Source organism: Sphingomonas sandaracina, from assembly GCF_036663695.1.
Lineage (GTDB): Bacteria > Pseudomonadota > Alphaproteobacteria > Sphingomonadales > Sphingomonadaceae > Sphingomonas.
The window spans coordinates 1,022,339-1,043,335 of record NZ_JAXOJK010000001.1 but is presented as its reverse complement, the minus strand read 5'-3'; the positions used below and the strand labels follow the sequence as shown (position 1 = coordinate 1,043,335).

The following is a 20,997-nucleotide window of genomic DNA, read 5'->3' as shown; positions in this document are numbered from 1 at the left end:
TGGGCGTAGGGAAGGGGATTGCGGCGCTCGGGTCAAGCACCCTATCGTCCGGCAATGTCGATCGCACCCGGAATGCCCGCCTTCACCCCCTCGCGTCGCGGCCTGCTCGGCCTCGCGGTCGCGGCGCCGTTGCTGTCGTCTGCCGCGATTCTGCGCGCGGCCGATCCGGACCTGTCGGCGCTGTCTGACATTACTGGCACGACCAAACCGATCGACGCCGCCGAACGCGCCGCGAGGCTCGTCCGCGCGCAATCGCTGATGAGGGCGGCGGGCATCGGCGCGGTCCTGATCGAGCCGGGATCGTCGATGATCTATTTCACCGGCGTCCGCTGGAGCCGCAGCGAGCGGCTGACCGCGGCGATCCTCCCGGTCGAGGGCGCGCCGTGCATCGTCACGCCGTTCTTCGAGGAACCGTCGGTGCGCGAGACGCTCGCCGTCCCCGCCGAGGTCCGCGTCTGGCAGGAGGACGAGAACCCGCTGACGATCGTCGCGGGCTTCCTGCGCGACCGCAAACTCATCGGTCGGCCGATCGCGATCGAGGAGACGGTGCGCTTCTTCGCCTATGACGCGCTTGCCCGCGCGGTGCCGGGTGCGAAGATCGTGTCCGCCAACCCCGTCGTCCGCGGCTGTCGGATGATCAAGACCCCCGCCGAGATCACGTTGATGCAGACGGCGACCGACGTGACGCTGGCGGCCTATAGCTGGACCCACGCACGGGTGGAAAAGGGCATGGCCGGCCCGGAGATCGGAACCCTCATGACCGCCGCGACGAAAAAGCTCGGCGGCGCCCCCGAATTCTCGATGGCGCTGGTCGGCGAGGCGTCGGCCTATCCGCACGGCAGCCGCGAGATCCACCGCGTCGCCGCCGGGCAGGTGATCCTCATGGACTGCGGTTGTACCGTCCAGGGCTATCAGTCCGACATGTCGCGCACCTGGGTCCACGGCACGGCGACCGCCGACCAGCGCAAGACCTGGGACCAGGTCGCCCGCGGCCAGCAGATCGCGTTCGCCGCCGCGAAGATCGGCGCGACCGCCGGCAGCGTCGACGATGCGGTCCGCCTGCATTACGAGACGCTCGGCTATGGCCCGGGGTACAAGCTCCCCGGCCTGTCGCACCGCACCGGCCACGGCATCGGCATGGACGGCCACGAGCCCGTCAACCTTGTTCGCGGCGAGACGACGAAGCTGGCGGCGGGGATGTGTTTTTCCGACGAACCGGGGATCTACATCCCGGGTAAGTTCGGGGTCCGCATCGAGGACTGCTTCCACATGACCGACACCGGGCCGAAATGGTTCAGCGAACCGCCCAAGTCGCTCGAGGCGCCGTTGGGGTAATACTTCCAACGAGGCAGTCACGCTCACGGCGCACTCCACCACCCCGGCGAAGGCCGGGGCCCAATTGGGGGACGGTGATAACGAAGTGCTGTCCTCCGTTACTCCCACCTTTCCAATTGGGCCCCGGCCTTCGCCGGGGTGGTGGGTGTGACAGGAGGCACCACCCGCTTCCTTGTTCTCCCGCGAAGGCGGGAGCCCAGTCTGGGTCCCCGCCTCCGCGGGGAAACAAGCTGTCTTCGTTTCAACGGCGTACGTTCAACGCCCCCATACACCTCACTTGAGCGAACCGCCCCGCTCGCCTAAGTCCCCGCGCATGACATCGACGAACGACATCCGCCGCGGCTTCCTCGACTATTTCGGATCGCAGGGGCACCAGATCGTGCCCAGCGCACCGCTCGTGCCGCAGAACGACCCGACGCTGATGTTCGTCAACGCCGGGATGGTGCCGTTCAAGAACGTCTTCACCGGCCTCGAATCACGCCCCTACACCACCGCGACCTCGTCGCAGAAATGCGTCCGCGCCGGCGGCAAACACAATGATCTCGACAATGTCGGCTACACCGCGCGCCACCACACGTTCTTCGAAATGCTCGGCAATTTCTCGTTCGGCGATTATTTCAAGGAACAGGCGATCGTCCACGCCTGGACGCTGCTCACGCGCGAATGGGGCCTCTCGCCCGACAAGTTGACCGCCACCGTCTACCATACCGACGACGAGGCGTTCGACCTCTGGAAGAAGATCGCCGGACTCCCCGACCACCGCATCATCCGCATCCCGACCAAGGACAATTTCTGGTCGATGGGCGACAACGGGCCGTGCGGGCCGTGCTCGGAAATCTTCTATGACCACGGCGATCACATCCCCGGCGGCCCTCCCGGCAGCCCCGACGAGGACGGCGATCGCTTCGTCGAGATCTGGAACCTCGTGTTCATGCAATATGAGCAGGAGAATGCCGAGATCGTCGGCAATTTGCCGAAACCGTCGATCGACACCGGCATGGGGCTCGAGCGCATCGCGGCGGTCATGCAGGGCGTCACCGACAATTACGACACCGACACGTTCAAGGCGCTGATCGCCGCGTCGGGAGCGCTGACGCACACCGCGACCGACGGCGCCAACACCGCCAGCCACCGCGTGATCGCCGATCACCTGCGCACCGCGGGCTTCCTGATCGCGGACGGCGTGCTGCCCGCCAGCGAAGGCCGCGGCTACGTCCTGCGCCGGATCATGCGCCGCGCGATGCGCCATGCACACATCCTCGGTGCGAAGCAGCCGTTGATGCACCGTCTGGTCCCCGCGCTCGTCACCGAGATGGGCGCCGCGTACCCCGAACTGTCGCGCGCGCGTCCGCTGATCGAGGCAACGTTGCAGCAGGAGGAGACGCGCTTCCGCCAGACGCTCGACAAGGGGCTGAAGCTGCTCGACGAAGCGACCGCGGACATGACCGACGGCACGCTCGCCGGCGACGTCGCGTTCAAGCTCTACGACACCTACGGCTTTCCGTACGATTTGACCGAGGACGCACTGCGCGAACGCAACATCGCGGTCGACCGCGCCGGCTTCGACACCGCGATGGCCGAGCAGAAGCGCGCCGCCCGCGCCGCCTGGAAGGGCTCGGGCGCCAAGGCCTCGGACGACATCTGGTTCGACATCGTCGAGCAGACCGGCGGCACCGAATTCCTAGGCTACGCGTCGGATACGGGCGAGGGCGAGGTCGTCGCACTGGTCAAGGACGGCGCGCGCGTCGACCACGCCACCACCGGCGACACCGTCGCGATCGTCGTCAACCAGACGCCCTTCTACGGCGAGAGTGGCGGCCAGGTCGGCGATGCCGGCCACATCTCCAACGACTCCGGCCTGCGCGCGAACGTCACCGAGACGTCGAAGCAGCTCGGCCGCGTGTTCGTCCACCACGCGATCGTCGACGCGGGCGAGATCAAGGTCGGCGACCCGGTCAAGCTCCAGATCGACGTCGCCCGCCGCGCACAGATCCGCGCGAACCACTCGGCGACACATCTGCTTCACGAAGCCTTGCGCGAGCGCCTCGGCACGCATGTCGCGCAGAAGGGGAGCCTCGTCGCACCCGACCGCCTGCGGTTCGACTTCTCGCAGCCGGTCGCGATGACCCCCGCTGACATCGCGCAGGTCGAGGCCGACGTGAACGCGCAGGTCCGCGGCAACGGCGCCGTGACGACGTTGCTGATGACCCCCGATGACGCGATCGCCATGGGCGCGATGGCGCTGTTCGGCGAGAAATACGGCGACGAAGTTCGCGTCGTGTCGATGGGGTCGCAGGACGACGGCAAGACCTATTCGATCGAACTCTGCGGTGGCACGCACGTCACCGCGCTCGGTGATATCGGCCTGTTCAAGGTCGTCGGCGAAGGCGCGGTCTCCAGCGGCATCCGTCGCGTTGAAGCGCTCACCGGCGAAGCGGCCCGCGCCTATCTGTCCGGCCGCGACGACCGCCTCCGCGAAACGGCGGCGGTGTTGAAGTCGACCCCCGACGAGGTCCCGGCGCGCGTTGCGTCCCTGCTCGAAGACCGCCGCCGCCTCGAACGCGAACTCGCCGACGCGAAGAAGGCGCTGGCTTTGGGCGGTGGCGGCTCGAGCGAAGCGGTAGGGCCGGAACAGGTCGGCGGCGTCGCGTTCATCGGCCAGGTGCTCAACGACTTCGAAGCCAAAGGTTTGCGCGGCGCGGTCGACGAAGCCAAGCAGCGCCTTGGTTCCGGCATCGCGATGCTGGTCGCGATCAACGACGGCCGCGCCTCGGTCGCGGTCGGCGTGACGGCGGATCTGGTGGCGACCCACAATGCGGTCGACCTGCTCAAGATCGCGGTCGCTACGCTAGGCGGGCAGGGCGGCGGCGGCCGTCCGGATATGGCGCAGGGTGGTGGCCCCGATGCCGAGAAGGCGGCGGATGCGGTCGCAGCGGTGCGGGCGAAGCTGGAGGCGGCAGGCGCCTGAAACTCGCCGACGTCGCACCCCAACCCTTGCAGTTCCCCCGCGGACGCGGGGGCCCAGCTAAGTACCGCGAGCGACCGTGGCTCCTGGACCCCCGCTTTCGCGGGGGAACAGTGACTGCGCTGATGAAGCCACCCACTACAACTATCTCCACCCCGGCGAAGGCCGGGGCCCAATTGGCAAGGTCGATATAACGGAGGCTAGTCCCTCGTTACAGCCGTCCCCCAATTGGGCCCCGGCCTTCGCCGGGGTAGTGCTTATGTGGAGCGCTAAGCTTCATTTCAGAAGGCAAGTCAGCCCCCACGCACCTTCGCCAGCGTAGTCCCAGCGGTAATAGCCTCGATATCCGTCACCAGATGCAGCAACCGCACCCCGCCGCGCGCCATCGCCCGGTCCAGCGCCCCCGCAAAATCCTCCGTCTTCGCAACAGTCTCCGCCCAACACCCATAAGCGCGCCCCAACGCGGCAAAGTCCGGGTTGCGCAACCCGGTCCCCAAAACCCGCCCCGGATACTCCCGCTCCTGATGCATGCGGATAGTCCCGTACCCGGCATTATCGACGACCAGCACCAACATGTCCGCGCCATGCGCGACCGCGGTCGCCAGTTCCTGTCCGTTCATCAGGAAACACCCGTCCCCCGCCAGCGCCACGACGGTCCGCTCGGGATGCCGCAACGATGCCGCAACCGCCGCCGGCACCCCATACCCCATCGCTCCAGCAGTCGGCGCAAGCTGAGTACCCGGCCCGGCATACGTCCAGTACCGATGCCACCACCCCGAATAATTCCCCGCCCCGTTGCAGATAATCGCATCCGCCGGCAGCCGCTCGCGCATCGCCGCCACGCAAGGCCCGAGGTCCATCACCAGATCGCGTGGCGCCGGCGTCGACCACGCCAACCACTCCGCATGCGCCTCTTGCCCAGCAGTTCGCGGCGGCAGGTCGAGCAGTAGCAACGCCTCCGCAAATTCCTCCATCCCCGCGCACACAGCCACATCCGCGCGGTACGCCCGGTGCAATTCATCCGGATCGGGATGCACATGGATCAGCCGCTGCCCCGGATGAACGGGCGTGATCAGCGCATAGCCATCGGTGGTCGCCTCCCCCAGTCGAGGCCCGACGACCAGCAGCATGTCCGCCGCCTTCACCCGCTCGACCAGCTTGGGATTGGGGCCATAGCCGAGGTTGCCCGCCCATACCGGACAGTCGTTCGGGATAGCATCCTGCCGCCGGAACGCCGACGCGACGGGCACGCCGTTACGATCCGCCCAGGTCGCGAACGCGCCCGACGCGGCGACATCCCATCCCGCACCGCCGACGATCGCCACCGGCCGCTCGGCAGTGGTCAGCAGGTCGGCGAGCAAATCCATCGTATCGGCGTCGCAGCCTTGCGCGACCCGCTCGACGCGCGGCCGGTCGACCGCCTCCACCATGTCCAGCAGCATGTCCTCAGGCAGCGCCAGCACCACCGGCCCCGGTCGCCCCGACATCGCCGTCGCATAGGCGCGTGCGACATATTCCGGGATGCGCCGCGCATCGTCGATCCGCGCCGCCCATTTCGCGATCGGCGTAAACATCGCCTGGAAATCAATCTCCTGGAACGCCTCGCGGTCGCGCGTGCCGCGGTCGATATCGCCCACGAAAAGTATCATCGGCTGCGAATCCTGCATCGCCACATGCACGCCGATCGCCGCATTGGTCGCACCCGGTCCGCGCGTCACGAAGGCCACGCCGGGCCGGTGCGTCAGCGTCCCGTCGGCGCACGCCATATAGGCGACGCCGCCCTCCTGCCGGCAGACGACGAGGTCGATCGCCGGCGTATCGTGCAGCGCGTCGAGGACGCTCAGGAAACTCTCGCCGGGTACGGTGAAGATCCGGTCGCAGCCTTGCACCACGAGTTGATCGACAAGGATTCGGCCGCCGGTACGCTGGGTCATACACATCTCCTCGCCGCACCCTAGCCCGATGCTCCGCGCGAAGTCGAGCGGGTGCCGCCCGCCCGACCCCCAGCGCGACCCCGTGCGACCCCTGCGACATTGCCGTGCCCGCTGCCGCGCATTATGCCACCGCCAAAGCTAGAGGAGGATGCATGGCGAACAAGCTCTACACCGACGCGGCGGCGGCGCTCGAAGGCGTGCTGTTCGACGGCATGACGATCTGCGCGGGCGGCTTCGGGCTGTGCGGCATCCCCGAGCGGCTGATCGACGCGATCGAGGCGTCCGGCGTTAAAGACCTGACGATCGCCAGCAACAATGCCGGGATCGACGGGCAGGGCCTGGGCAAACTGCTCCGCTCGCGCCAGGTGAAGAAGATGATCTCGTCCTATGTCGGCGAGAACAAGGAATTCGAGCGGCAATATCTCAGCGGCGAACTCGAGGTCGAGTTCTGCCCGCAGGGCACGCTCGCCGAACGCTGCCGGGCAGGGGGGGCTGGCATCCCCGGCTTCTACACCAAGACCGGCGTCGGCACTTTGGTCGCCGAGGGCAAGGAAGTGAAGAACTTCGACGGCCAGGACTATATCCTCGAACGCGGCATCCACGCCGATCTGGCGATCATCAAGGGCTGGAAAGCGGACGAGAGCGGCAACCTCCTCTTCCGCAAGACCGCGCGCAACTTCAACCAGCCGATGGCCACCGCGGGCAAGATCTGCGTCGCCGAGGTCGAGGAGGTCGTGCCCGTCGGCAGCCTCGACCCCGATACGATCCATCTGCCCGGTATCTATGTGAAGCGGATGATCGTCGGCGCGCCCTACGACAAGAAGATCGAGTTCCGCACCGTCCGCGAACGCACGACGGCATGAACCCGATGCGGTTCTCCTGCGAAGGCTTGAGCCTGGTATGGGCCGGCAGCCAGCGCGTCTGGGTCGTGACCGCGCCAAAATCACTCCGTCACCCCGGACGCGTTCCGGGGGCCACGGTTCCGCAAACCAAATTCTCTCGGTTGTGCGGCACCGTGGATGCCGGAACGAGCCCGGCATGACGGAGGCCTGATGGTGTATCGCAAGCACAGCCCGTTCTCCTGCGAAGGCAGGAGCCCAGGGTCACGGGCACTGCGGGTGGTATCCTGGACCCCTGTGTTCGCAGGGGCGCTGGTGCTCCAAGGATGCGTGAGCGTATCCGCGCCCACGTCGATCGCGCCCGCGCCCAGTATCGCAGCACCCGTAACCATCGACGGCGTCCCCGCCGGCATGCAGTATCTCTACGCCTCGGGCGAAGCCGCAGCGGTGAGCATCCAGGCCTGGAACGCCCTTGTCGGTTACGTCCGCGCGCAACGCACACCCACCTCCGTAGTCCTCGCCCAAGGCGCCTCGCTAGCCGCCCCCACCTGGACCTCGTGTGGCACCAAACCCAAGGCCGCCGTCTTCGACGTCGACGAGACAATCCTTCTCAACCTCGGCTTCGAATATGACGCATCCTCCGGCCAGCCCTGGTCCGATCCTCGCTGGCAGGAGTGGGAGCGCACCGGCATAAAGCAGGTCGCGCCCGTCCCCGGTGCCCGCGCCGGGCTCACCCAACTCCGCGCGATGGGCGTGACGGTCGTCTTCAACACCAACCGCTCCGCCGCCAACGCCGCACAGACGCAAGCGGCGATCGAAGGCGCAGGCCTGGGCCCCGCGCGCCACGGCGAAACGCTGTTCCTGGCCGGCGACGACGCGCTCGGTTCGAAGAAGGACGGCCGCCGCGCGACGATCGCCGCCAGATACTGCGTCGTCGCGATGGGCGGCGACCAGCTTGGCGACTTCAGCGATCTGTTCAACACAGGCCAGCCGCCCGCCGCCCGCCGCACCGTGGTCCAATCGCCGGCGATCGCCGCGAAATGGGGGGCAGGGTGGTTCGTGCTGCCCAACCCTGTCTACGGCACCGCACGGAAGGGCCGCCGCGACGAAGTATTCCCGCCCGCGATCCACTGGGCACCGACTGGAGGCGTACGCTAATGGCCGACCACCCTGCCAATCACCCTAACGCGATCGCGCTCGACAAGGGCGCGCAACTCACGAGCGAATCGGTCGAGGTCGCGCGCATCTGGATCACCAACGGCGCGGGCAGCAACGTGCTGATCGACGCCGGCGTGCTCGAGGACCCGACCGTGTTCGGCTACCTCCTCGCCGACACGATCCGCCACGCCGCGCGCGCCTATGCAGGCACCTGGGGCATCGCTGAAGACGCCGCGTTGCAGGCGATCGTCGACGGTGTCGGCACCGAACTGCGCGAACAATTCACGACGATTACCACCATCCAGGAAGGAACGATCAACTGATGCCCTGGGACCGGAACCAGATGGCCGCGCGCGCGGCTCAGGAACTCAAGGACGGCTATTACGTCAATCTCGGCATCGGCATTCCGACGCTGGTCGCGAACAACATTCCCGAGGGGATGACTGTCACGCTCCAGTCGGAAAACGGGATGCTCGGGATCGGTCCGTTCCCGTACGCGGGCGAGGAGGATGCCGACCTGATCAATGCGGGCAAGCAGACGATCAGCGAATTGCCCAGCTCGGCCTATTTCAGCTCGTCGGACAGTTTCGCGATGATCCGCGGCGGCCATATCGACCTCACGGTGCTCGGCGCGATGGAGGTCAGCGAAGACGGCGACATCGCCAACTGGATGATTCCGGGCAAGATGATCAAGGGCATGGGCGGCGCGATGGATCTCGTCGCGGGCGTCAAGCAGATCATCGTCGTGATGGACCACACCGCCAAGGACGGCACGCCGAAGTTCATCCCGTCCTGCACCCTGCCGTTGACCGGCAAGAACGTCGCCAACATGATCGTCACCGATCTGGCCGTGTTCCAGCGGCCCGATCACGACAGCCCGTTCAAGCTCGTCGAACTCGCGCCGGGCGTGACCGCGGACGAGGTCGCGGCGAAGACCACGGCGCGCTACACTGCCTGATGGACTATACGCTCATCACCGCGAACCGGAACTATTCGAGCTGGTCGCTGCGTCCCTGGCTTTTGATGAAAATGCTGGGCGTCGCGTTCGAGGACCGGATCGAGCCGTTCCTGGCGCCCGTCAATTACGACGCGTTCCGCGCCTTCTCGCCGACCGGGCAGGTGCCGGTGCTGATCGACGGCGAGCGGACGGTATGGGATTCGCTCGGCATCGTCCTCTACCTCGCCGAGCGTCACGACGGCGTCTGGCCGATCGACGCCGAGGCACGCGCGTGGGCGATCTGCGCGACGGCGGAAATGCATGGCGGGTTCTCCGCGCTCCGCAACGAGCGGACGATGAACGTCGGCGTCCGCGTCGACGCCGCCCCCGGCAGCGACGCGCTCGACCGCGACGTCGCGCGGATCGCCGAACTCTGGAAAGAGGGACGCGATCGATTTGGCGGCCCGTGGCTGGCCGGCGCCGATTTCACCGCAGTCGACGCCTTTTACGCCCCGGTTGCGTTCCGCGTCCGGACCTACGGGATCGACGTCGGCCCGGCAGGTCTCGCCTGGGTCGAGCGGGTCATCGCGCACCCGGCAATGCGCGAATGGGAAACAACCGCGCTCGTCGAAACATGGCGCGAGGATAGCCACGAAGCCGACCTCGCCGCATGCGGATCGATCACCGAGGATTTCCGCCGCTGATGCGCCGCGCCGCGATCATCGTTGCGCTCATCGCGATCCTGATCGCGGGCACCGCGTTCACGGCAGGGCCGGGCACGCTCAGCGTCCTCGACGGCATCATGGGCGGCGGTCGCGGCACCGCGCGGGTCCGCGAAGGCGTCCCGTTCGGCACGTACGGCCAGAAGCTAGACGTCTGGCGCCCGTCCGGCGGCGTGAAGACCGGCCTGCCGGTACTGATCTTCTGGTACGGCGGCGGCTGGGTCCACGGCTCGCGCGGCGCCTATGCGTTCGCGGCGCGCGCCTATGCGAAGGCGGGCTACGTCGTCGTCATGCCCGACTACCGCAAGGTGCCCGACGTGCGCTTCCCCGCCTTCCTCCAGGACGGCGCCGAGGCGGTGAAATGGACCCGCGACCACATCGCGCAGTCCGGCGGCGACCCCAACCGGATCGCCGTCGCCGGCCATTCCGCAGGCGGCTACACCGTCGCGATGCTGACGCTCGACCAGCGCTGGCTGAAGGCTGAAGGCGTCGACCCGCACATCATCAAGGCCGCCGTAGGCCTGTGCGGGCCCTACGATTTCTACCCCTTCACCGCCAAGCGCGCGATCGACGCGATGCAGGGCGCCGCCGACCCGGTGATGACCCAGCCGATCCACTTCGCACGGGCGGACGCGCCGCCGATGCTGCTGGTCACCGCCGGCAACGACAAACAGGTAAAGCCGCACAACGCGATCAACCTCACCGCGCGGCTAAAGGCGCTCGGCGCCCCGGTGACGCATATCGACTATCCCGGTCTCAGCCACGAGAACGTCGCGATGGCCTTGTCGAAACCATTCCGCGGCAAGGCCCCCGTGCTGACCGACAGCGTCGCCTTCCTGAACAGGGCGATGCCTGCCGGTAACCCGCCGCCGCCGTCATCCTGACGAAAGTCAGGATCCAGAGCCATGGGCGTTGTCGTTCGTAACCCTGGATCCTGACTTTCGTTAGGATGACGGTGCTCGCCCGAAACGCGGCGCGCCGAAGCATTCTTACGACCGAAAATTACTTACAACCTTGGCGTCACACCCCTTTTCGGTTAACGCCCGCCCATCATGGCCACTCCGCAAACGTTGTACGAAAAGATTTGGGCGGCGCACGTCGTCGAACGCCGCGACGACGGCACTTGCCTGATCTATATCGACCGTCACCTCGTCCACGAGGTCACCAGCCCGCAGGCCTTCGAAGGATTGCGCGTGGCAGGGCGGAAAGTGCGGCGCCCCGACCTGACGCTAGCCGTCCCCGACCACAACCTGCCGACGACGCCGCGCAAGGATGCCGCCGGTCGCGTCCTGCCGATCGCCGATCCGGAAAGCGCGCAGCAACTCGATGCGCTCCGCCGCAACACCAGCGAGTTTGGCATCGACTATATCGACGCCACCGCGATCGAGCAGGGCATCGTCCACGTCGTCGGTCCGGAGCAGGGCTTCACGCTCCCCGGCACCACGCTGGTCTGCGGTGACAGTCACACCTCCGCGCACGGCGCCCTCGGTGCGCTCGCCTTCGGAATCGGCACCAGCGAGGTCGAGCACGTCCTCGCCACGCAGACGCTGCTGCTGTCGCAGGCGAAGACGATGGAGGTCCGCGTCGACGGCGAACTTGGCTTCGGCGTCAGCCCCAAGGACGTCATCCTCGCGATCATCGGCAAGATCGGCGCGGCGGGCGGCACCGGCCACGTCATCGAATTCACCGGCAGCGTCATCCGCAACATGTCGATCGAGGGCCGCCTGACGATCGCCAACATGTCGATCGAGGCAGGCGCGCGCGCCGGCCTGATCGCGCCTGATGAGACCACCTTCGCGTACCTGAAGGGCCGCCCGATGGCCCCGACCGGCGAGAACTGGGATCGTGCGGTGACGTGGTGGCGCAGTCTCGCAACCGATCCCGGCGCGCGTTACGACAAGTCCGTCGTGCTCGACGCCGCCGATATCGCGCCCGGCCTCACCTGGGGCACCAGTCCCGAGGACGTCGTCCCGATCACCGGCGTGGTCCCCGAACCGTCGAGCTTTGCCGATCCCGCCAAGCAGGCGGCCGCGCAGAAATCGCTCGATTACATGGGCCTCACCGCCGGCACCGCGATGCGCGACGTCACGATCCAGCACGTCTTCATCGGCAGTTGCACGAACAGCCGCATCGAAGACCTCCGCGCCGCCGCGGCGATCGCCGAAGGTCGCCACGTCGCAACCGGCGTCCGCGCACTCGTCGTCCCCGGTTCGGGGCTGGTGAAGCGTCAGGCCGAAGCCGAAGGCCTCGATCGGATCTTCATCGCCGCAGGGTTCGAATGGCGCGAACCGGGCTGTTCGATGTGCCTCGCGATGAACCCGGACAAAGTCCCTGCGGGGGAGCGTTGCGCGTCCACGTCGAATCGTAATTTTGTCGGCCGGCAGGGTCCCAGAGCGCGCACGCATCTGGTATCGCCTGCAATGGCGGCAGCGGCGGCAGTGACCGGAAAGCTGAGTGACGTCAGAGAGTTGATGGGGGAAAGAGCATGAAGAAGGTTTTCGTATTGTTGGCGGCGGGCGCGATGCTCAGCGGCGTGGCGGCCTATGTCGCATCGGCGCGCACGACTCCGGAGCGGACGGGCCCGGAGCGCACGGAACAGCGATGACCCCCGTCACGACCGTCTCGGGCCGCGCCTATCCATGGGGCGCGAAGAACATCGACACCGACGTCATCATCCCGGCGCACTGGCTGAAGACGATCACGCGCACCGGCCTTGGCCGCGGCGCGTTCGAGACGGTACGTGCCGACCCCGGCAACATCTTCGACGACCCGCGCTATGCCGGGTCGCCTATCCTCATTGCCGGCGACAATTTCGGCTGCGGCTCTAGCCGCGAACACGCCGCCTGGGCGCTCGCCGACATGGGCATCACCGCAGTCATCGCGCCAAGCTTCTCCGACATCTTTTCGGGCAACGCGTTCAAGAACGGCATCGTCCCCGTCGTCCTCCCACAAGAGGCGATCGACCGCCTGCTGGAGGTCGCCAAGGACCAGATCGTCACCGTCGATCTCGAGACGATGACCGTAACCACCCCGTTCCAGGACCGCTTCACCTTCGAACTCGACGCATTCCGCCGCCAATGCCTGATGGAAGGGCTGGACGAAGTCGGCCTGACGCTGGCAAGGGATACCCAGATTTCAAAATTCGAGGAGGCGGTCGCATCGAATCGCCCCTGGACCACGGTGGAGAGCGGGTATGCGAGCATTGGTGTCGAAGGCGATCGGCGGACCTGAAACTCTGGAAATGGTCGAGCTGTCGGATCTGGCAGCCGGCCCCGGACAGGTCGTCGTCGCGGTCAAGGCCTGCGCGATCAACTTCCCCGACGTCCTGATCATCGAGGACAAATACCAGTTCAAGCCACAGCGACCGTTCGCACCGGGCGGCGAGATCGCCGGCACGATCGATTCGATCGGCGAGGGCGTCAACGGTTGGGCAGTCGGTGATCGCGTCATCGCGATGCTCGGTCACGGCGGCCTGTGCGAGAAGGTGATCGCCGACCCCGCCAAGCTCTACCGCCTTCCCGAAGGCCGCAGCTTCGCGGAAGGCGCATCGCTGATCCTCACCTACGGCACGACGATCCACGCCCTGCTCGACCGCGGCCATATCCAGGCGGGGCAGACGCTGCTCGTGCTCGGCGCAGCCGGCGGCGTCGGGCTCGCCGCGATCGAACTCGGCAAGGCATTCGGCGCGAAGGTCGTGGCCGCGGTCTCGTCCGAAGAGAAAGCCGCCGCCGCCAAATCCGCCGGCGCCGACGAAACGCTCATCTACGCCCGCGCCCCGTTCGACAAGGACCAGTCCAAGGCGCTCGCCGAGCAGTTCAAGGCCGCGGTCGGTCGCGACGGCGCGGACGTGATCTACGATCCGGTCGGCGGCGATTATGCCGAGCCCGCGCTCCGCTCGATCGCATGGGAGGGCAAATATCTCGTCGTCGGCTTCCCCGCCGGCATCCCGAGGCTCCCGCTCAACCTGACGCTCCTCAAGAGCTGCGACGTCTGCGGCGTATTCTGGGGCGCGTTCGCCGCCCGCGATCCGAAGGCGAACCAGGCGCATATCGAAACGCTGTTCGACCTTTGGGAACAGGGCAAGATCGCCCCGCGCGTGACCGAGGTCTTCGCGTTCGAGGACGGTGGGAAGGCGATCGCGAAGATGGCGGCACGCGGCGCGATCGGGAAGCTGGTGGTCGAGGTCGGCTGATCGGGGCGGCCCGCGCGTCGTGTCGCACGAGGGCGATATACCGCCATTGTTGCGCATGCGCGGTCCGCGACCTATCTCCGGGGCAAGACACGGCTGTACCGGGGACCTGCGCAATGACCAGTTTCGACGATCGCGAACGCGCAAGCGAAGGGCATTTCGCGCGCGAGGAGGAGATGGCCTTCCGCATCACCGCGCGGCGCAATCGCCTGCTCGGCGGCTGGGCCGCGCACGAGATGCAGCTGACGCCGGAAGAGACCGATGCCTATGCGACTGCGCTCGTCCATGCCGACATGGAAGGCGGCGGCGACGATGACGTCGTTCGCAAGCTCGTCGGCGATCTGACCGCTGCCGGGCTCGACCATGACGAGGCGACCGTCCGCCGCGCGCTTGCGCAGCAGATGATCGAAGCGCGTCGCCAGTTGCTGGAGGCGCAGTAAGATGCCGATGGCCGCAGACGACATCGCGACGATGATCCGCGACGCGATCCCCGATGCGCAGGTCGAGATCACCGATCTGGCCGGCGATGGCGATCATTACGCCGCCAAGGTTACCGCCGCGAGCTTTGCCGGCATGAGCCGCGTGAAGCAGCACCAGGCGGTCTACGCCGCGCTCGGCGGTCGCATGGGCGGCGTCCTGCACGCACTTCAGCTTACCACCGCAATTTCTTGAGGACCCAGACATGACCCCGGACATGACCGACGACACGAACGCCCGCATCGACGCGGTGGTGAAAGCCAGCCCCGTCGTATTGTTCATGAAGGGCAGCCCGCTGTTCCCGCAATGCGGCTTCTCCAGCCGCGCGATCGCGATCCTCAACCATCTCGAGGTCGAGTTCGAGAGCGTCGACGTGTTGCAGGACCAGGGCATCCGCCAGGGCATCAAGGCCTATTCGGACTGGCCGACCATTCCGCAGCTATACGTCGACGGCGAGTTCGTCGGTGGCTCGGACATCATGATGGAAATGTACGAGAGCGGCGAACTGGCGCAGCTGTTCGAGAAGCAGAAGGCCGGCTGAGTTCGTCGCTCAGCTAGGTGGGTGGGGCACTCGTAATCGCTTCGATGAAGATGACTCACCCCACCTCCCTCATCCTGACGAAAGTCAGGATCCAGGATGACGAAGCGCAGCATCCCGTGGCTCTGGATCCTGACTTTCGTCAGGATGACGGGGCGGCGCGTATGAATCCCGAGACGGCACCGGGGCGGGTGGATCGACGCGAGACCGGACGGTAGCGATCGATCCACCCTGCTTGAACGCCGCAGCGTTCGGTGACGCGACACACGATGCAGTGCTTATGCCAAACCCGATAAACGACACCTCCGTGCGACTTTCGCTGGTTAATGCCCGGTGCCGGCGCGCACGACGTGTAAAAGGCGGCGACACATGCGCATGACGGCGGGGCCTTGCCATCACCCGGTAGAACGGTCATCCCGGTCCTATGGCTGAGCATCCGACCGGTATCCCGATCCAGCTCGAGCCGCTCGTCGTTCGCGTGCTCGCGCCCAATTCGTCGCCCTACACGTACACCGGCACGCAGACGCATATCGTCGGCACGACCGATCTGGCGGTGATCGATCCCGGTCCCGACGATCCCGCGCACATCGCCGCGTTGATCCATGCGATCGACGGTCGGCCCGTCACCGCGATCGTCGTCACGCATCACCACCGCGATCACAGTCCTGCGACGCGTCCGCTCCAGGCGATCACCGGCGCGCCGATCGTCGGTTGCGCGCCGTTCGACGTCGATAATGTCGGCGCGCGAGGCGATGCGTCCTTCGACGCCGCCTACGCGCCCGACCGCGTGCTGGTCGAAGGGGAAACCGTCCGCGGCGATGGCTGGACATTGGCGGCGATCGCGACGCCCGGCCATACCTCCAACCATCTCGCCTTCGCCTTGCCAGAAACCAGGGCGCTGTTCTCAGGCGATCATGTCATGGGATGGTCGACGACGATCGTCTCACCGCCCGACGGCGACATGGCGGCGTATATGGCCAGCCTGGAAAAGCTGATGGGCCGCGACGACCGCATCTATTATCCGGGACACGGCGAGGCGGTCGAGCGGCCGCAGCGGCTGGTGCGCGGCATGCTGGGCCACCGCAGGCAACGCGAGGGGCAGATCCTGCGCCTGTTGCGCAGCGGTGCACACCCGATCGGACGGATGGTCGAACAGATGTATGTCGGGCTCGACGCGCAACTCGTTCCCGCTGCGGAGCGATCGGTGCTGGCGCATCTCTACGACCTGCAAACGCGTGGACTGGTGACGGAGGACGGCGAGATATGGCAGGCAACGACATGACCGAACCGACGCGCCAGGGTGCAGGCGTCGGCGGCTTCCTGGCCAAGGCGGCTGGCGTGGTCGTCATCCTGGTCCTCGCCGGGCTGCTCGCGCTGTGGGGCGTACAGCGCTACGTCAGCGACCGCCTGACGCCCGATCCGACGACGATCGCCAGCGCCAGCCTGGAGGGCCTACGCGAGCAGAACCGCCTGTCCGCCTTCGCCGCGCGCTATGTCGCGGTCGTCACCTCGAAACAGTCGCAGCTCGGCTTCACGACCGAGAAGACGCTGATCATGCCCGGCATGGTCCGGTACGAGGTCGACATGGCCAAGCTCACTCAGGCCGACGTCGCCTGGGATGGCACCAGCAAGACGCTGTCCGTTCGCCTGCCCGCGGTCGAGGCGGATGGTCCGCAGGTCGATCTCAACGCCGTCCGCGAATATGGTTCGGGCGGCGTGCTGACTACCTTCACCGACGCCGAGAAGCGTCTCGACGCCGCCAACCGCCGTGCGGGACAGATTGAACTGATCCGTCAGGCGCGCGAACCGGCGATGATCAAGCTCGCCCGCGACGCGACGCGCCGTGCGGTCGAACGCAGTTTCGCGATGCCGTTGCGCGCCGCCGGGATCGACGCGAGCGTCGCGGTGACCTTCGCCGACGAGCCGGTCGCGAACACCGAGCGCTGGGACACCTCGCGCTCGCTGCAGGACGTGCTAGGGAACCATCGTTAGGATACGGGCGATAGATTCGGGATACGACCATGGAATTGAAGCAGAACTTCGCCGGCATCGACATTCGCGCCGAGATCGAGCGGCTCCGCAAGGAGAAGAACGCCGTCATCCTCGCGCATTACTATCAGAAGCCCGAGCTTCAGGATCTCGCCGATTTCGTCGGTGACAGTCTCGATCTGTCGCGCAAGGCCGCGGCGACTGACGCCGATGTCATCGCATTCTGCGGCGTGCGGTTCATGGCCGAGACCGCGAAGATTCTCTCGCCCGACAAGATCGTCGTGCTGCCCGACATGGATGCCGGGTGCAGCCTGGAGGACAGCTGCCCGCCCGAGCAGTTCGCTGCTTTCCGCGCGAAGCACCCCGATCACATCGCGCTGACCTACATCAACTGCTCGACCGAGGTGAAGGCGCTGTCCGACATCATCGTCACCTCGTCGTCGGCGGACACGATTCTCGCGCAGATCCCGCTCGACCAGAAGATCATCTTCGGCCCCGACCGCAATCTCGGCGGCTATCTCGCGCGGAAAACCGGCCGCGATATGCTGCTCTGGCCCGGCGTATGCATCGTCCACGAGGCGTTCAGCGAAACGGAACTGATGAAGCTCAAGGCGCAGCACCCCGGTGCGCCCGTGGTGGCGCATCCCGAATGCCCGCCGATCATCCTCGACCACGCCGACTATGTCGGATCGACGCGCGGCATCCTCGATTATGCGCTGGCGATGCCCGGCGACACGCTGATCGTCGCGACCGAGCCGCACATCATCCACCAGATGGAAAAGGCGCTGCCGAACAAGCGTTTCATCGGGGCGCCGGGCGCGGACGGTAACTGCAACTGCAACATCTGCCCGTACATGGCGCTCAACACGCTCGAAAAGCTGTACGTCGCGCTTCGCGATCTCAGCCCACGGATCGAAATCGAGGAGGGCCTCAGGCTTCAGGCCAAGAAGAGCCTGGATGCGATGCTGTCGATGGCGTCGAAGACGGTCGGACAAGGCGATCTGGGGCCGAAGTAACCGGCCAGATCATCGACCGGGCGGGGGTTCCCGCCCGGTGGCGTCAGTCCACGGTTGCGTCCGCCCGGAGGTGCGCGATCGCCTGATCGATATGGATCGCCGCCATCGGCAATTTCAGCGTATCGGCCAGAGCGAGCGCTTCGTCGAGAAGCGCGGTCAGGTGTGCGGTCGGGGCTAACGTCGTTACAGGCATAGAGATTTTCCTTGAGCTCGGTCGGGAAACTCGCGTCGGATGACTTTGTTCCGACATGGCGAAAAGAATTCCCTCGATCGGCGACGTCGTGAATTCGCTATCCCCGTGCACGGTTTTTTGGCACCGGCGCTGGCATGACCGTCGGCAGTTTTTGAAAGACTCCAGATGAACGCAGCCTTGCCCGCCTCCTTCGACGTTCCCGGGTTCGACGTCACCGCGTTCATCACGGCGACGCTGGCCGAGGATCTCGGCACGATCGGCGATATCACGTCGGCCGCCGTGATCCCCGCCGACGCACGGTTCACCGGAGTAATGGACAGTCGCGACCCGATCGTCGTCGCCGGGCTCGCCCTCGCCGAGGCGTTCTTCCGGGCGCTCGATCCGGACGTACAGATCGAGCGCCTGGTCCAGGACGGCCAGCAGGTCGAGGCCGGCACCGAATTGCTGCGGCTCGAAGGGGCGGGGCGGGCGATGCTCACGGCCGAGCGGTCGGCGTTGAACACCGTCCAGCATCTGTCGGGGATCGCGACGATGACGCGCGGCTATGTCGACGCGATCGCCGACACCGGCACGATCCTGCTGGATACGCGCAAGACGATTCCGGGCCTGCGCGTGCTGGAGAAATACGCGACCCGGATGGGCGGCGCGCAGAACCATCGCATGGGGCTGTGGGATGCGGCGATGATCAAGGACAACCACGTCGCGGTCGCGGGCGGGGTCGCCGAAGCCGTGCGTCGCGCCAAGGACGCGGGGATCGCGCATATCATCGTCGAGGTGGACCGGATCGACCAGATCGCACCGGCGCTGAACGCTGGCGCGACGCATCTCCTGCTCGACAACATGCCGCCGGCGACCCTGCGCGAGGCGGTCGCGCTGGTCGACGGACGCGTACCGACCGAAGCGTCGGGCGGCGTCACCCTCGACACGATCCGCGCGATCGCCGAGACCGGCGTTACCTATGTCTCGGTCGGTCGCTTGACGCAGTCGGCACCGGCGGCGGATATAGGTCTGGACTTCACGGCAGCATGACCGGCGGCATGACCGGCGCGCCCGGTTTTGCCGGGTCGAACGCTGCACAGAATCGATGACGGGGATGACGACGATGATCAGGCCGGTTTCCATCATACGGTACGAACGGCTGTATCTGGCCTCGTTCGCGTTGGGTCTGATCGTGTCGGCAGTCAGTTGGGGACAGCGGACCGCGATGGTCGCGGCCACCCCTATCCTCGCTAAAATCGGCTGGATCCTGCCAGCGTTCGAGGTGGCCGGGATCGCGATCACGATGCTGCTCTGGTATTTCACCGCGCGCGCGCCGAGCAATGCGGCGAAGTGGGTGGTGGTCGTGCTGGCGGCGCTTTCGGCGCTCGGCATCGCGATCTCGCTGGTGCAGTTGGCGACCGGTCGAACGACGCTCGACGCGACGCTCGTGCTGTCGATCATCATGAGCGTGGTGTACTGCGTGTCCGCACTGCAACTCCTGAAACCCGACGCGAAACTCTGGTTCGACCAGGCTGGACGAGGACATGCCGCATGATCGTTAGACTGACCGTCGCTGCAGCGGCGCTGGCGTTGCCCGGAATCGTCCAGGCGCAGGCCTATCAATGCTCGACGCCCGCCGCTGTCGAGCGCGTCCGCCCCGACCTGCCGTCGGCCAGCCAGCCGAAGCGCGACATCCCGATCGGCAGCTACACGCTCGCGATCACCTGGGCGCCGCAATATTGCCGCGACAGTGGCGATCGGGCATCGTCCGGGTTCCAGTGCGGATCGGGCAATCGCTTCGGTTTCACGCTGCACGGTCTGTGGCCGGACGGCGTGGGCAAGGACTGGCCGCAATATTGCCGCGCGGCGGACTTCGTACCCCCGCCGGTGATCCGCGCGCATCTCTGCACGACCCCGTCCGCCCAGCTGATGCAGCATGAATGGGCGAAGCACGGCACGTGCATGCCCGGCTATCGACCGGCGCGGTATTTCAGCCAGTCCGCCGGCCTCTACGGCAAGCTGCGCTATCCGGACATGAACGCCCTGTCGCGCACCCCGTTGACCGCCGGGCGCTTCGCCGCGGCGATGGCGGGCGCCAACCCGGGGCTCAGGGCCGACATGATGCGGGTGACGGCGACGAAGCAGGGGTGGCTCGACGAGGTCTGGATCTGTCTCGATCGCCGGTTCCGGTATCGCCGCTGCCCCGTGCACCAGGGCGGGCTGGCCGATGGCGCACCGCTCAAGATATGGCGCGGCGGTCGGTAAACCGGTCGCTCTAACGCCCGTTACCCGGCATTACCCGTCGAGCGTCGTCGTCGACGGGTGATGCCGGTCCAGATGCTTCTTGATGATCCGCAGGTTGCGCGTGTTCGACCGGAAGAAGAAGTCGGGGATCGCGCCGACGAACGGGATCATGCCGAGCGCCCAGTCGACTCCGATATTGCCGGCCATCCGCGCGACCTGAACCTTCGACATGCCGATGTTGCGCGCTTCCCACGCCATCCAGCCACCGATCCCGGCCGCGATCGTGCTGCCCGCGAACGGCACGAGATCGAGAATGACGTCGAGGCCCACCTTGCGGTTGGTGCCGGGGATCTGGAACAGCCCCTCCATCACGCGTTCCATTGCCTCGACCCGGCGGCGAACCGACAGCGCGTCACGCCCCATCGGCAGCGAGTCGAGGATCGATCCGGGGGCGATGCGGGTGACGGTCGGTTTCATACGTC

General features: G+C 66.6%; 23 protein-coding genes. 20 read left to right on the top strand and 3 right to left on the bottom strand.

Translation table 11 applies throughout. The features are described 5' to 3' along the window. Positions 1-72 precede the first annotated feature (72 nt). Positions 73-1,335 carry a M24 family metallopeptidase gene (locus U1707_RS04705; RefSeq protein ID WP_332798896.1) on the top strand — a complete coding sequence of 421 codons (1,263 nt, stop codon included), beginning with the start codon at positions 73-75 and terminating at the stop codon, positions 1,333-1,335. Between the two features lie 313 nt (positions 1,336-1,648). Continuing rightward, positions 1,649-4,303, top strand: a complete 2,655-nt coding sequence (gene alaS, locus U1707_RS04700) for an alanine--tRNA ligase (RefSeq protein WP_332798895.1) — start codon at positions 1,649-1,651, stop codon at positions 4,301-4,303. Between the two features lie 290 nt (positions 4,304-4,593). Here alaS and U1707_RS04695 read toward each other — a convergent pair whose 3' ends face one another. Next, a complete protein-coding gene (locus U1707_RS04695) occupies positions 4,594-6,234 on the bottom strand; it encodes a thiamine pyrophosphate-binding protein (protein ID WP_332798894.1) in 1,641 nt (546 codons plus the stop codon). A 152-nt stretch (positions 6,235-6,386) separates the two neighbouring features. Here U1707_RS04695 and U1707_RS04690 point away from each other — a divergent pair, with 152 nt between their 5' ends. The 15 genes from U1707_RS04690 (at position 6,387) to nadA (ending at position 18,099) form a co-directional block, all read left to right on the top strand. Continuing rightward, on the top strand, positions 6,387-7,097 hold the full coding sequence (locus U1707_RS04690) for a CoA transferase subunit A (RefSeq protein ID WP_332798893.1): 711 nt from the start codon (positions 6,387-6,389) through the stop codon (positions 7,095-7,097). 306 nt (positions 7,098-7,403) lie between these two features. Next, positions 7,404-8,231, top strand: coding sequence for an HAD family acid phosphatase (locus tag U1707_RS04685; RefSeq protein ID WP_443025644.1), 828 nt, complete (start codon positions 7,404-7,406; stop codon positions 8,229-8,231). Then, a complete protein-coding gene (locus U1707_RS04680; protein ID WP_332798892.1) occupies positions 8,231-8,554 on the top strand; it encodes a DUF5076 domain-containing protein in 324 nt (107 codons plus the stop codon). The genes U1707_RS04685 and U1707_RS04680 overlap by 1 nt, the downstream gene beginning before the upstream one ends. Next, positions 8,554-9,189 (top strand): 3-oxoacid CoA-transferase subunit B, encoded by a 636-nt coding sequence (locus U1707_RS04675; protein ID WP_332798891.1) that lies wholly within the window; start codon positions 8,554-8,556, stop codon positions 9,187-9,189. Before U1707_RS04680 ends, U1707_RS04675 begins: the two co-directional genes overlap by 1 nt. Then, positions 9,189-9,872, top strand: coding sequence for a glutathione S-transferase family protein (locus tag U1707_RS04670; RefSeq protein WP_332798890.1), 684 nt, complete (start codon positions 9,189-9,191; stop codon positions 9,870-9,872). The genes U1707_RS04675 and U1707_RS04670 overlap by 1 nt, the downstream gene beginning before the upstream one ends. Then, entirely contained in the window at positions 9,872-10,774 is a 903-nt protein-coding gene (locus U1707_RS04665) for an alpha/beta hydrolase (RefSeq protein WP_332798889.1), read from the top strand. The genes U1707_RS04670 and U1707_RS04665 overlap by 1 nt, the downstream gene beginning before the upstream one ends. A 168-nt stretch (positions 10,775-10,942) precedes the next feature. Further along, on the top strand, positions 10,943-12,379 hold the full coding sequence (gene leuC, locus U1707_RS04660; protein WP_443025643.1) for a 3-isopropylmalate dehydratase large subunit: 1,437 nt from the start codon (positions 10,943-10,945) through the stop codon (positions 12,377-12,379). A gap of 112 nt (positions 12,380-12,491) precedes the next feature. Further along, the gene (gene leuD, locus U1707_RS04655) at positions 12,492-13,121 is read left to right on the top strand and encodes a 3-isopropylmalate dehydratase small subunit (RefSeq protein ID WP_332798888.1); all 630 of its coding nucleotides are present in this window, start codon (positions 12,492-12,494) and stop codon (positions 13,119-13,121) included. Further along, on the top strand, positions 13,084-14,082 hold the full coding sequence (locus tag U1707_RS04650) for an NADPH:quinone oxidoreductase family protein (RefSeq protein WP_332798887.1): 999 nt from the start codon (positions 13,084-13,086) through the stop codon (positions 14,080-14,082). The genes leuD and U1707_RS04650 overlap by 38 nt, the downstream gene beginning before the upstream one ends. 113 nt (positions 14,083-14,195) lie before the next feature. Then, positions 14,196-14,519 carry a DUF1476 domain-containing protein gene (locus U1707_RS04645; RefSeq protein ID WP_332798886.1) on the top strand — a complete coding sequence of 108 codons (324 nt, stop codon included), beginning with the start codon at positions 14,196-14,198 and terminating at the stop codon, positions 14,517-14,519. A 1-nt stretch (position 14,520) separates the two neighbouring features. Further along, positions 14,521-14,751 (top strand): BolA/IbaG family iron-sulfur metabolism protein, encoded by a 231-nt coding sequence (locus U1707_RS04640; protein WP_131586202.1) that lies wholly within the window; start codon positions 14,521-14,523, stop codon positions 14,749-14,751. Between the two features lie 22 nt (positions 14,752-14,773). After that, complete coding sequence (gene grxD / locus U1707_RS04635; RefSeq protein ID WP_332799065.1) at positions 14,774-15,097, top strand: Grx4 family monothiol glutaredoxin; 324 nt, start codon at positions 14,774-14,776, stop codon at positions 15,095-15,097. Between the two features lie 421 nt (positions 15,098-15,518). Further along, positions 15,519-16,376, top strand: coding sequence for an MBL fold metallo-hydrolase (locus U1707_RS04630; RefSeq protein ID WP_332798885.1), 858 nt, complete (start codon positions 15,519-15,521; stop codon positions 16,374-16,376). Then, positions 16,373-17,086, top strand: a complete 714-nt coding sequence (locus tag U1707_RS04625) for a DUF4230 domain-containing protein (RefSeq protein WP_332798884.1) — start codon at positions 16,373-16,375, stop codon at positions 17,084-17,086. Before U1707_RS04630 ends, U1707_RS04625 begins: the two co-directional genes overlap by 4 nt. Before the next feature lie 29 nt (positions 17,087-17,115). Next, entirely contained in the window at positions 17,116-18,099 is a 984-nt protein-coding gene (gene nadA, locus U1707_RS04620) for a quinolinate synthase NadA (protein ID WP_332798883.1), read from the top strand. 43 nt (positions 18,100-18,142) lie between these two features. On the opposite strand, the gene U1707_RS04615 is transcribed toward nadA, so the two are convergent. Next, the gene (locus tag U1707_RS04615; RefSeq protein ID WP_332798882.1) at positions 18,143-18,292 is read right to left on the bottom strand and encodes a hypothetical protein; all 150 of its coding nucleotides are present in this window, start codon (positions 18,290-18,292) and stop codon (positions 18,143-18,145) included. 165 nt (positions 18,293-18,457) lie between these two features. Here U1707_RS04615 and nadC point away from each other — a divergent pair, with 165 nt between their 5' ends. The 3 genes from nadC to U1707_RS04600 all read left to right on the top strand — a co-directional run bounded on the left by nadC (position 18,458) and on the right by U1707_RS04600 (position 20,536). Further along, entirely contained in the window at positions 18,458-19,321 is an 864-nt protein-coding gene (gene nadC, locus U1707_RS04610; protein ID WP_332798881.1) for a carboxylating nicotinate-nucleotide diphosphorylase, read from the top strand. 64 nt (positions 19,322-19,385) lie between these two features. Further along, on the top strand, positions 19,386-19,826 hold the full coding sequence (locus U1707_RS04605; protein WP_332798880.1) for a hypothetical protein: 441 nt from the start codon (positions 19,386-19,388) through the stop codon (positions 19,824-19,826). Beyond that, on the top strand, positions 19,823-20,536 hold the full coding sequence (locus tag U1707_RS04600; protein ID WP_332798879.1) for a ribonuclease T2 family protein: 714 nt from the start codon (positions 19,823-19,825) through the stop codon (positions 20,534-20,536). Before U1707_RS04605 ends, U1707_RS04600 begins: the two co-directional genes overlap by 4 nt. A 30-nt stretch (positions 20,537-20,566) precedes the next feature. On the opposite strand, the gene U1707_RS04595 is transcribed toward U1707_RS04600, so the two are convergent. Then, on the bottom strand, positions 20,567-20,992 hold the full coding sequence (locus U1707_RS04595) for a DUF4112 domain-containing protein (protein WP_332799064.1): 426 nt from the start codon (positions 20,990-20,992) through the stop codon (positions 20,567-20,569). Positions 20,993-20,997 lie beyond the last annotated feature (5 nt).

Bases quoted from the DNA above. Each gene is read 5' to 3' on its own strand.
- U1707_RS04640 (WP_131586202.1), top strand. From the start codon at position 14,521: ATGCCGATGGCCGCAGACGACATCGCGACGATGATCCGCGACGCGATC.
- grxD (WP_332799065.1), top strand. From the start codon at position 14,774: ATGACCGACGACACGAACGCCCGCATCGACGCGGTGGTGAAAGCCAGC.
- U1707_RS04675 (WP_332798891.1), top strand. From the start codon at position 8,554: ATGCCCTGGGACCGGAACCAGATGGCCGCGCGCGCGGCTCAGGAACTC.
- U1707_RS04680 (WP_332798892.1), top strand. From the start codon at position 8,231: ATGGCCGACCACCCTGCCAATCACCCTAACGCGATCGCGCTCGACAAG.
- leuC (WP_443025643.1), top strand. From the start codon at position 10,943: ATGGCCACTCCGCAAACGTTGTACGAAAAGATTTGGGCGGCGCACGTC.
- U1707_RS04595 (WP_332799064.1), bottom strand. From the start codon at position 20,992: ATGAAACCGACCGTCACCCGCATCGCCCCCGGATCGATCCTCGACTCG.
- U1707_RS04600 (WP_332798879.1), top strand. From the start codon at position 19,823: ATGATCGTTAGACTGACCGTCGCTGCAGCGGCGCTGGCGTTGCCCGGA.
- U1707_RS04690 (WP_332798893.1), top strand. From the start codon at position 6,387: ATGGCGAACAAGCTCTACACCGACGCGGCGGCGGCGCTCGAAGGCGTG.
- U1707_RS04695 (WP_332798894.1), bottom strand. From the start codon at position 6,234: ATGACCCAGCGTACCGGCGGCCGAATCCTTGTCGATCAACTCGTGGTG.
- alaS (WP_332798895.1), top strand. From the start codon at position 1,649: ATGACATCGACGAACGACATCCGCCGCGGCTTCCTCGACTATTTCGGA.
- leuD (WP_332798888.1), top strand. From the start codon at position 12,492: ATGACCCCCGTCACGACCGTCTCGGGCCGCGCCTATCCATGGGGCGCG.
- U1707_RS04630 (WP_332798885.1), top strand. From the start codon at position 15,519: ATGGCTGAGCATCCGACCGGTATCCCGATCCAGCTCGAGCCGCTCGTC.
- U1707_RS04605 (WP_332798880.1), top strand. From the start codon at position 19,386: ATGACGACGATGATCAGGCCGGTTTCCATCATACGGTACGAACGGCTG.
- U1707_RS04670 (WP_332798890.1), top strand. From the start codon at position 9,189: ATGGACTATACGCTCATCACCGCGAACCGGAACTATTCGAGCTGGTCG.
- U1707_RS04705 (WP_332798896.1), top strand. From the start codon at position 73: ATGCCCGCCTTCACCCCCTCGCGTCGCGGCCTGCTCGGCCTCGCGGTC.
- U1707_RS04645 (WP_332798886.1), top strand. From the start codon at position 14,196: ATGACCAGTTTCGACGATCGCGAACGCGCAAGCGAAGGGCATTTCGCG.
- nadC (WP_332798881.1), top strand. From the start codon at position 18,458: ATGAACGCAGCCTTGCCCGCCTCCTTCGACGTTCCCGGGTTCGACGTC.
- U1707_RS04615 (WP_332798882.1), bottom strand. From the start codon at position 18,292: ATGCCTGTAACGACGTTAGCCCCGACCGCACACCTGACCGCGCTTCTC.
- nadA (WP_332798883.1), top strand. From the start codon at position 17,116: ATGGAATTGAAGCAGAACTTCGCCGGCATCGACATTCGCGCCGAGATC.
- U1707_RS04625 (WP_332798884.1), top strand. From the start codon at position 16,373: ATGACCGAACCGACGCGCCAGGGTGCAGGCGTCGGCGGCTTCCTGGCC.
- U1707_RS04650 (WP_332798887.1), top strand. From the start codon at position 13,084: ATGCGAGCATTGGTGTCGAAGGCGATCGGCGGACCTGAAACTCTGGAA.
- U1707_RS04665 (WP_332798889.1), top strand. From the start codon at position 9,872: ATGCGCCGCGCCGCGATCATCGTTGCGCTCATCGCGATCCTGATCGCG.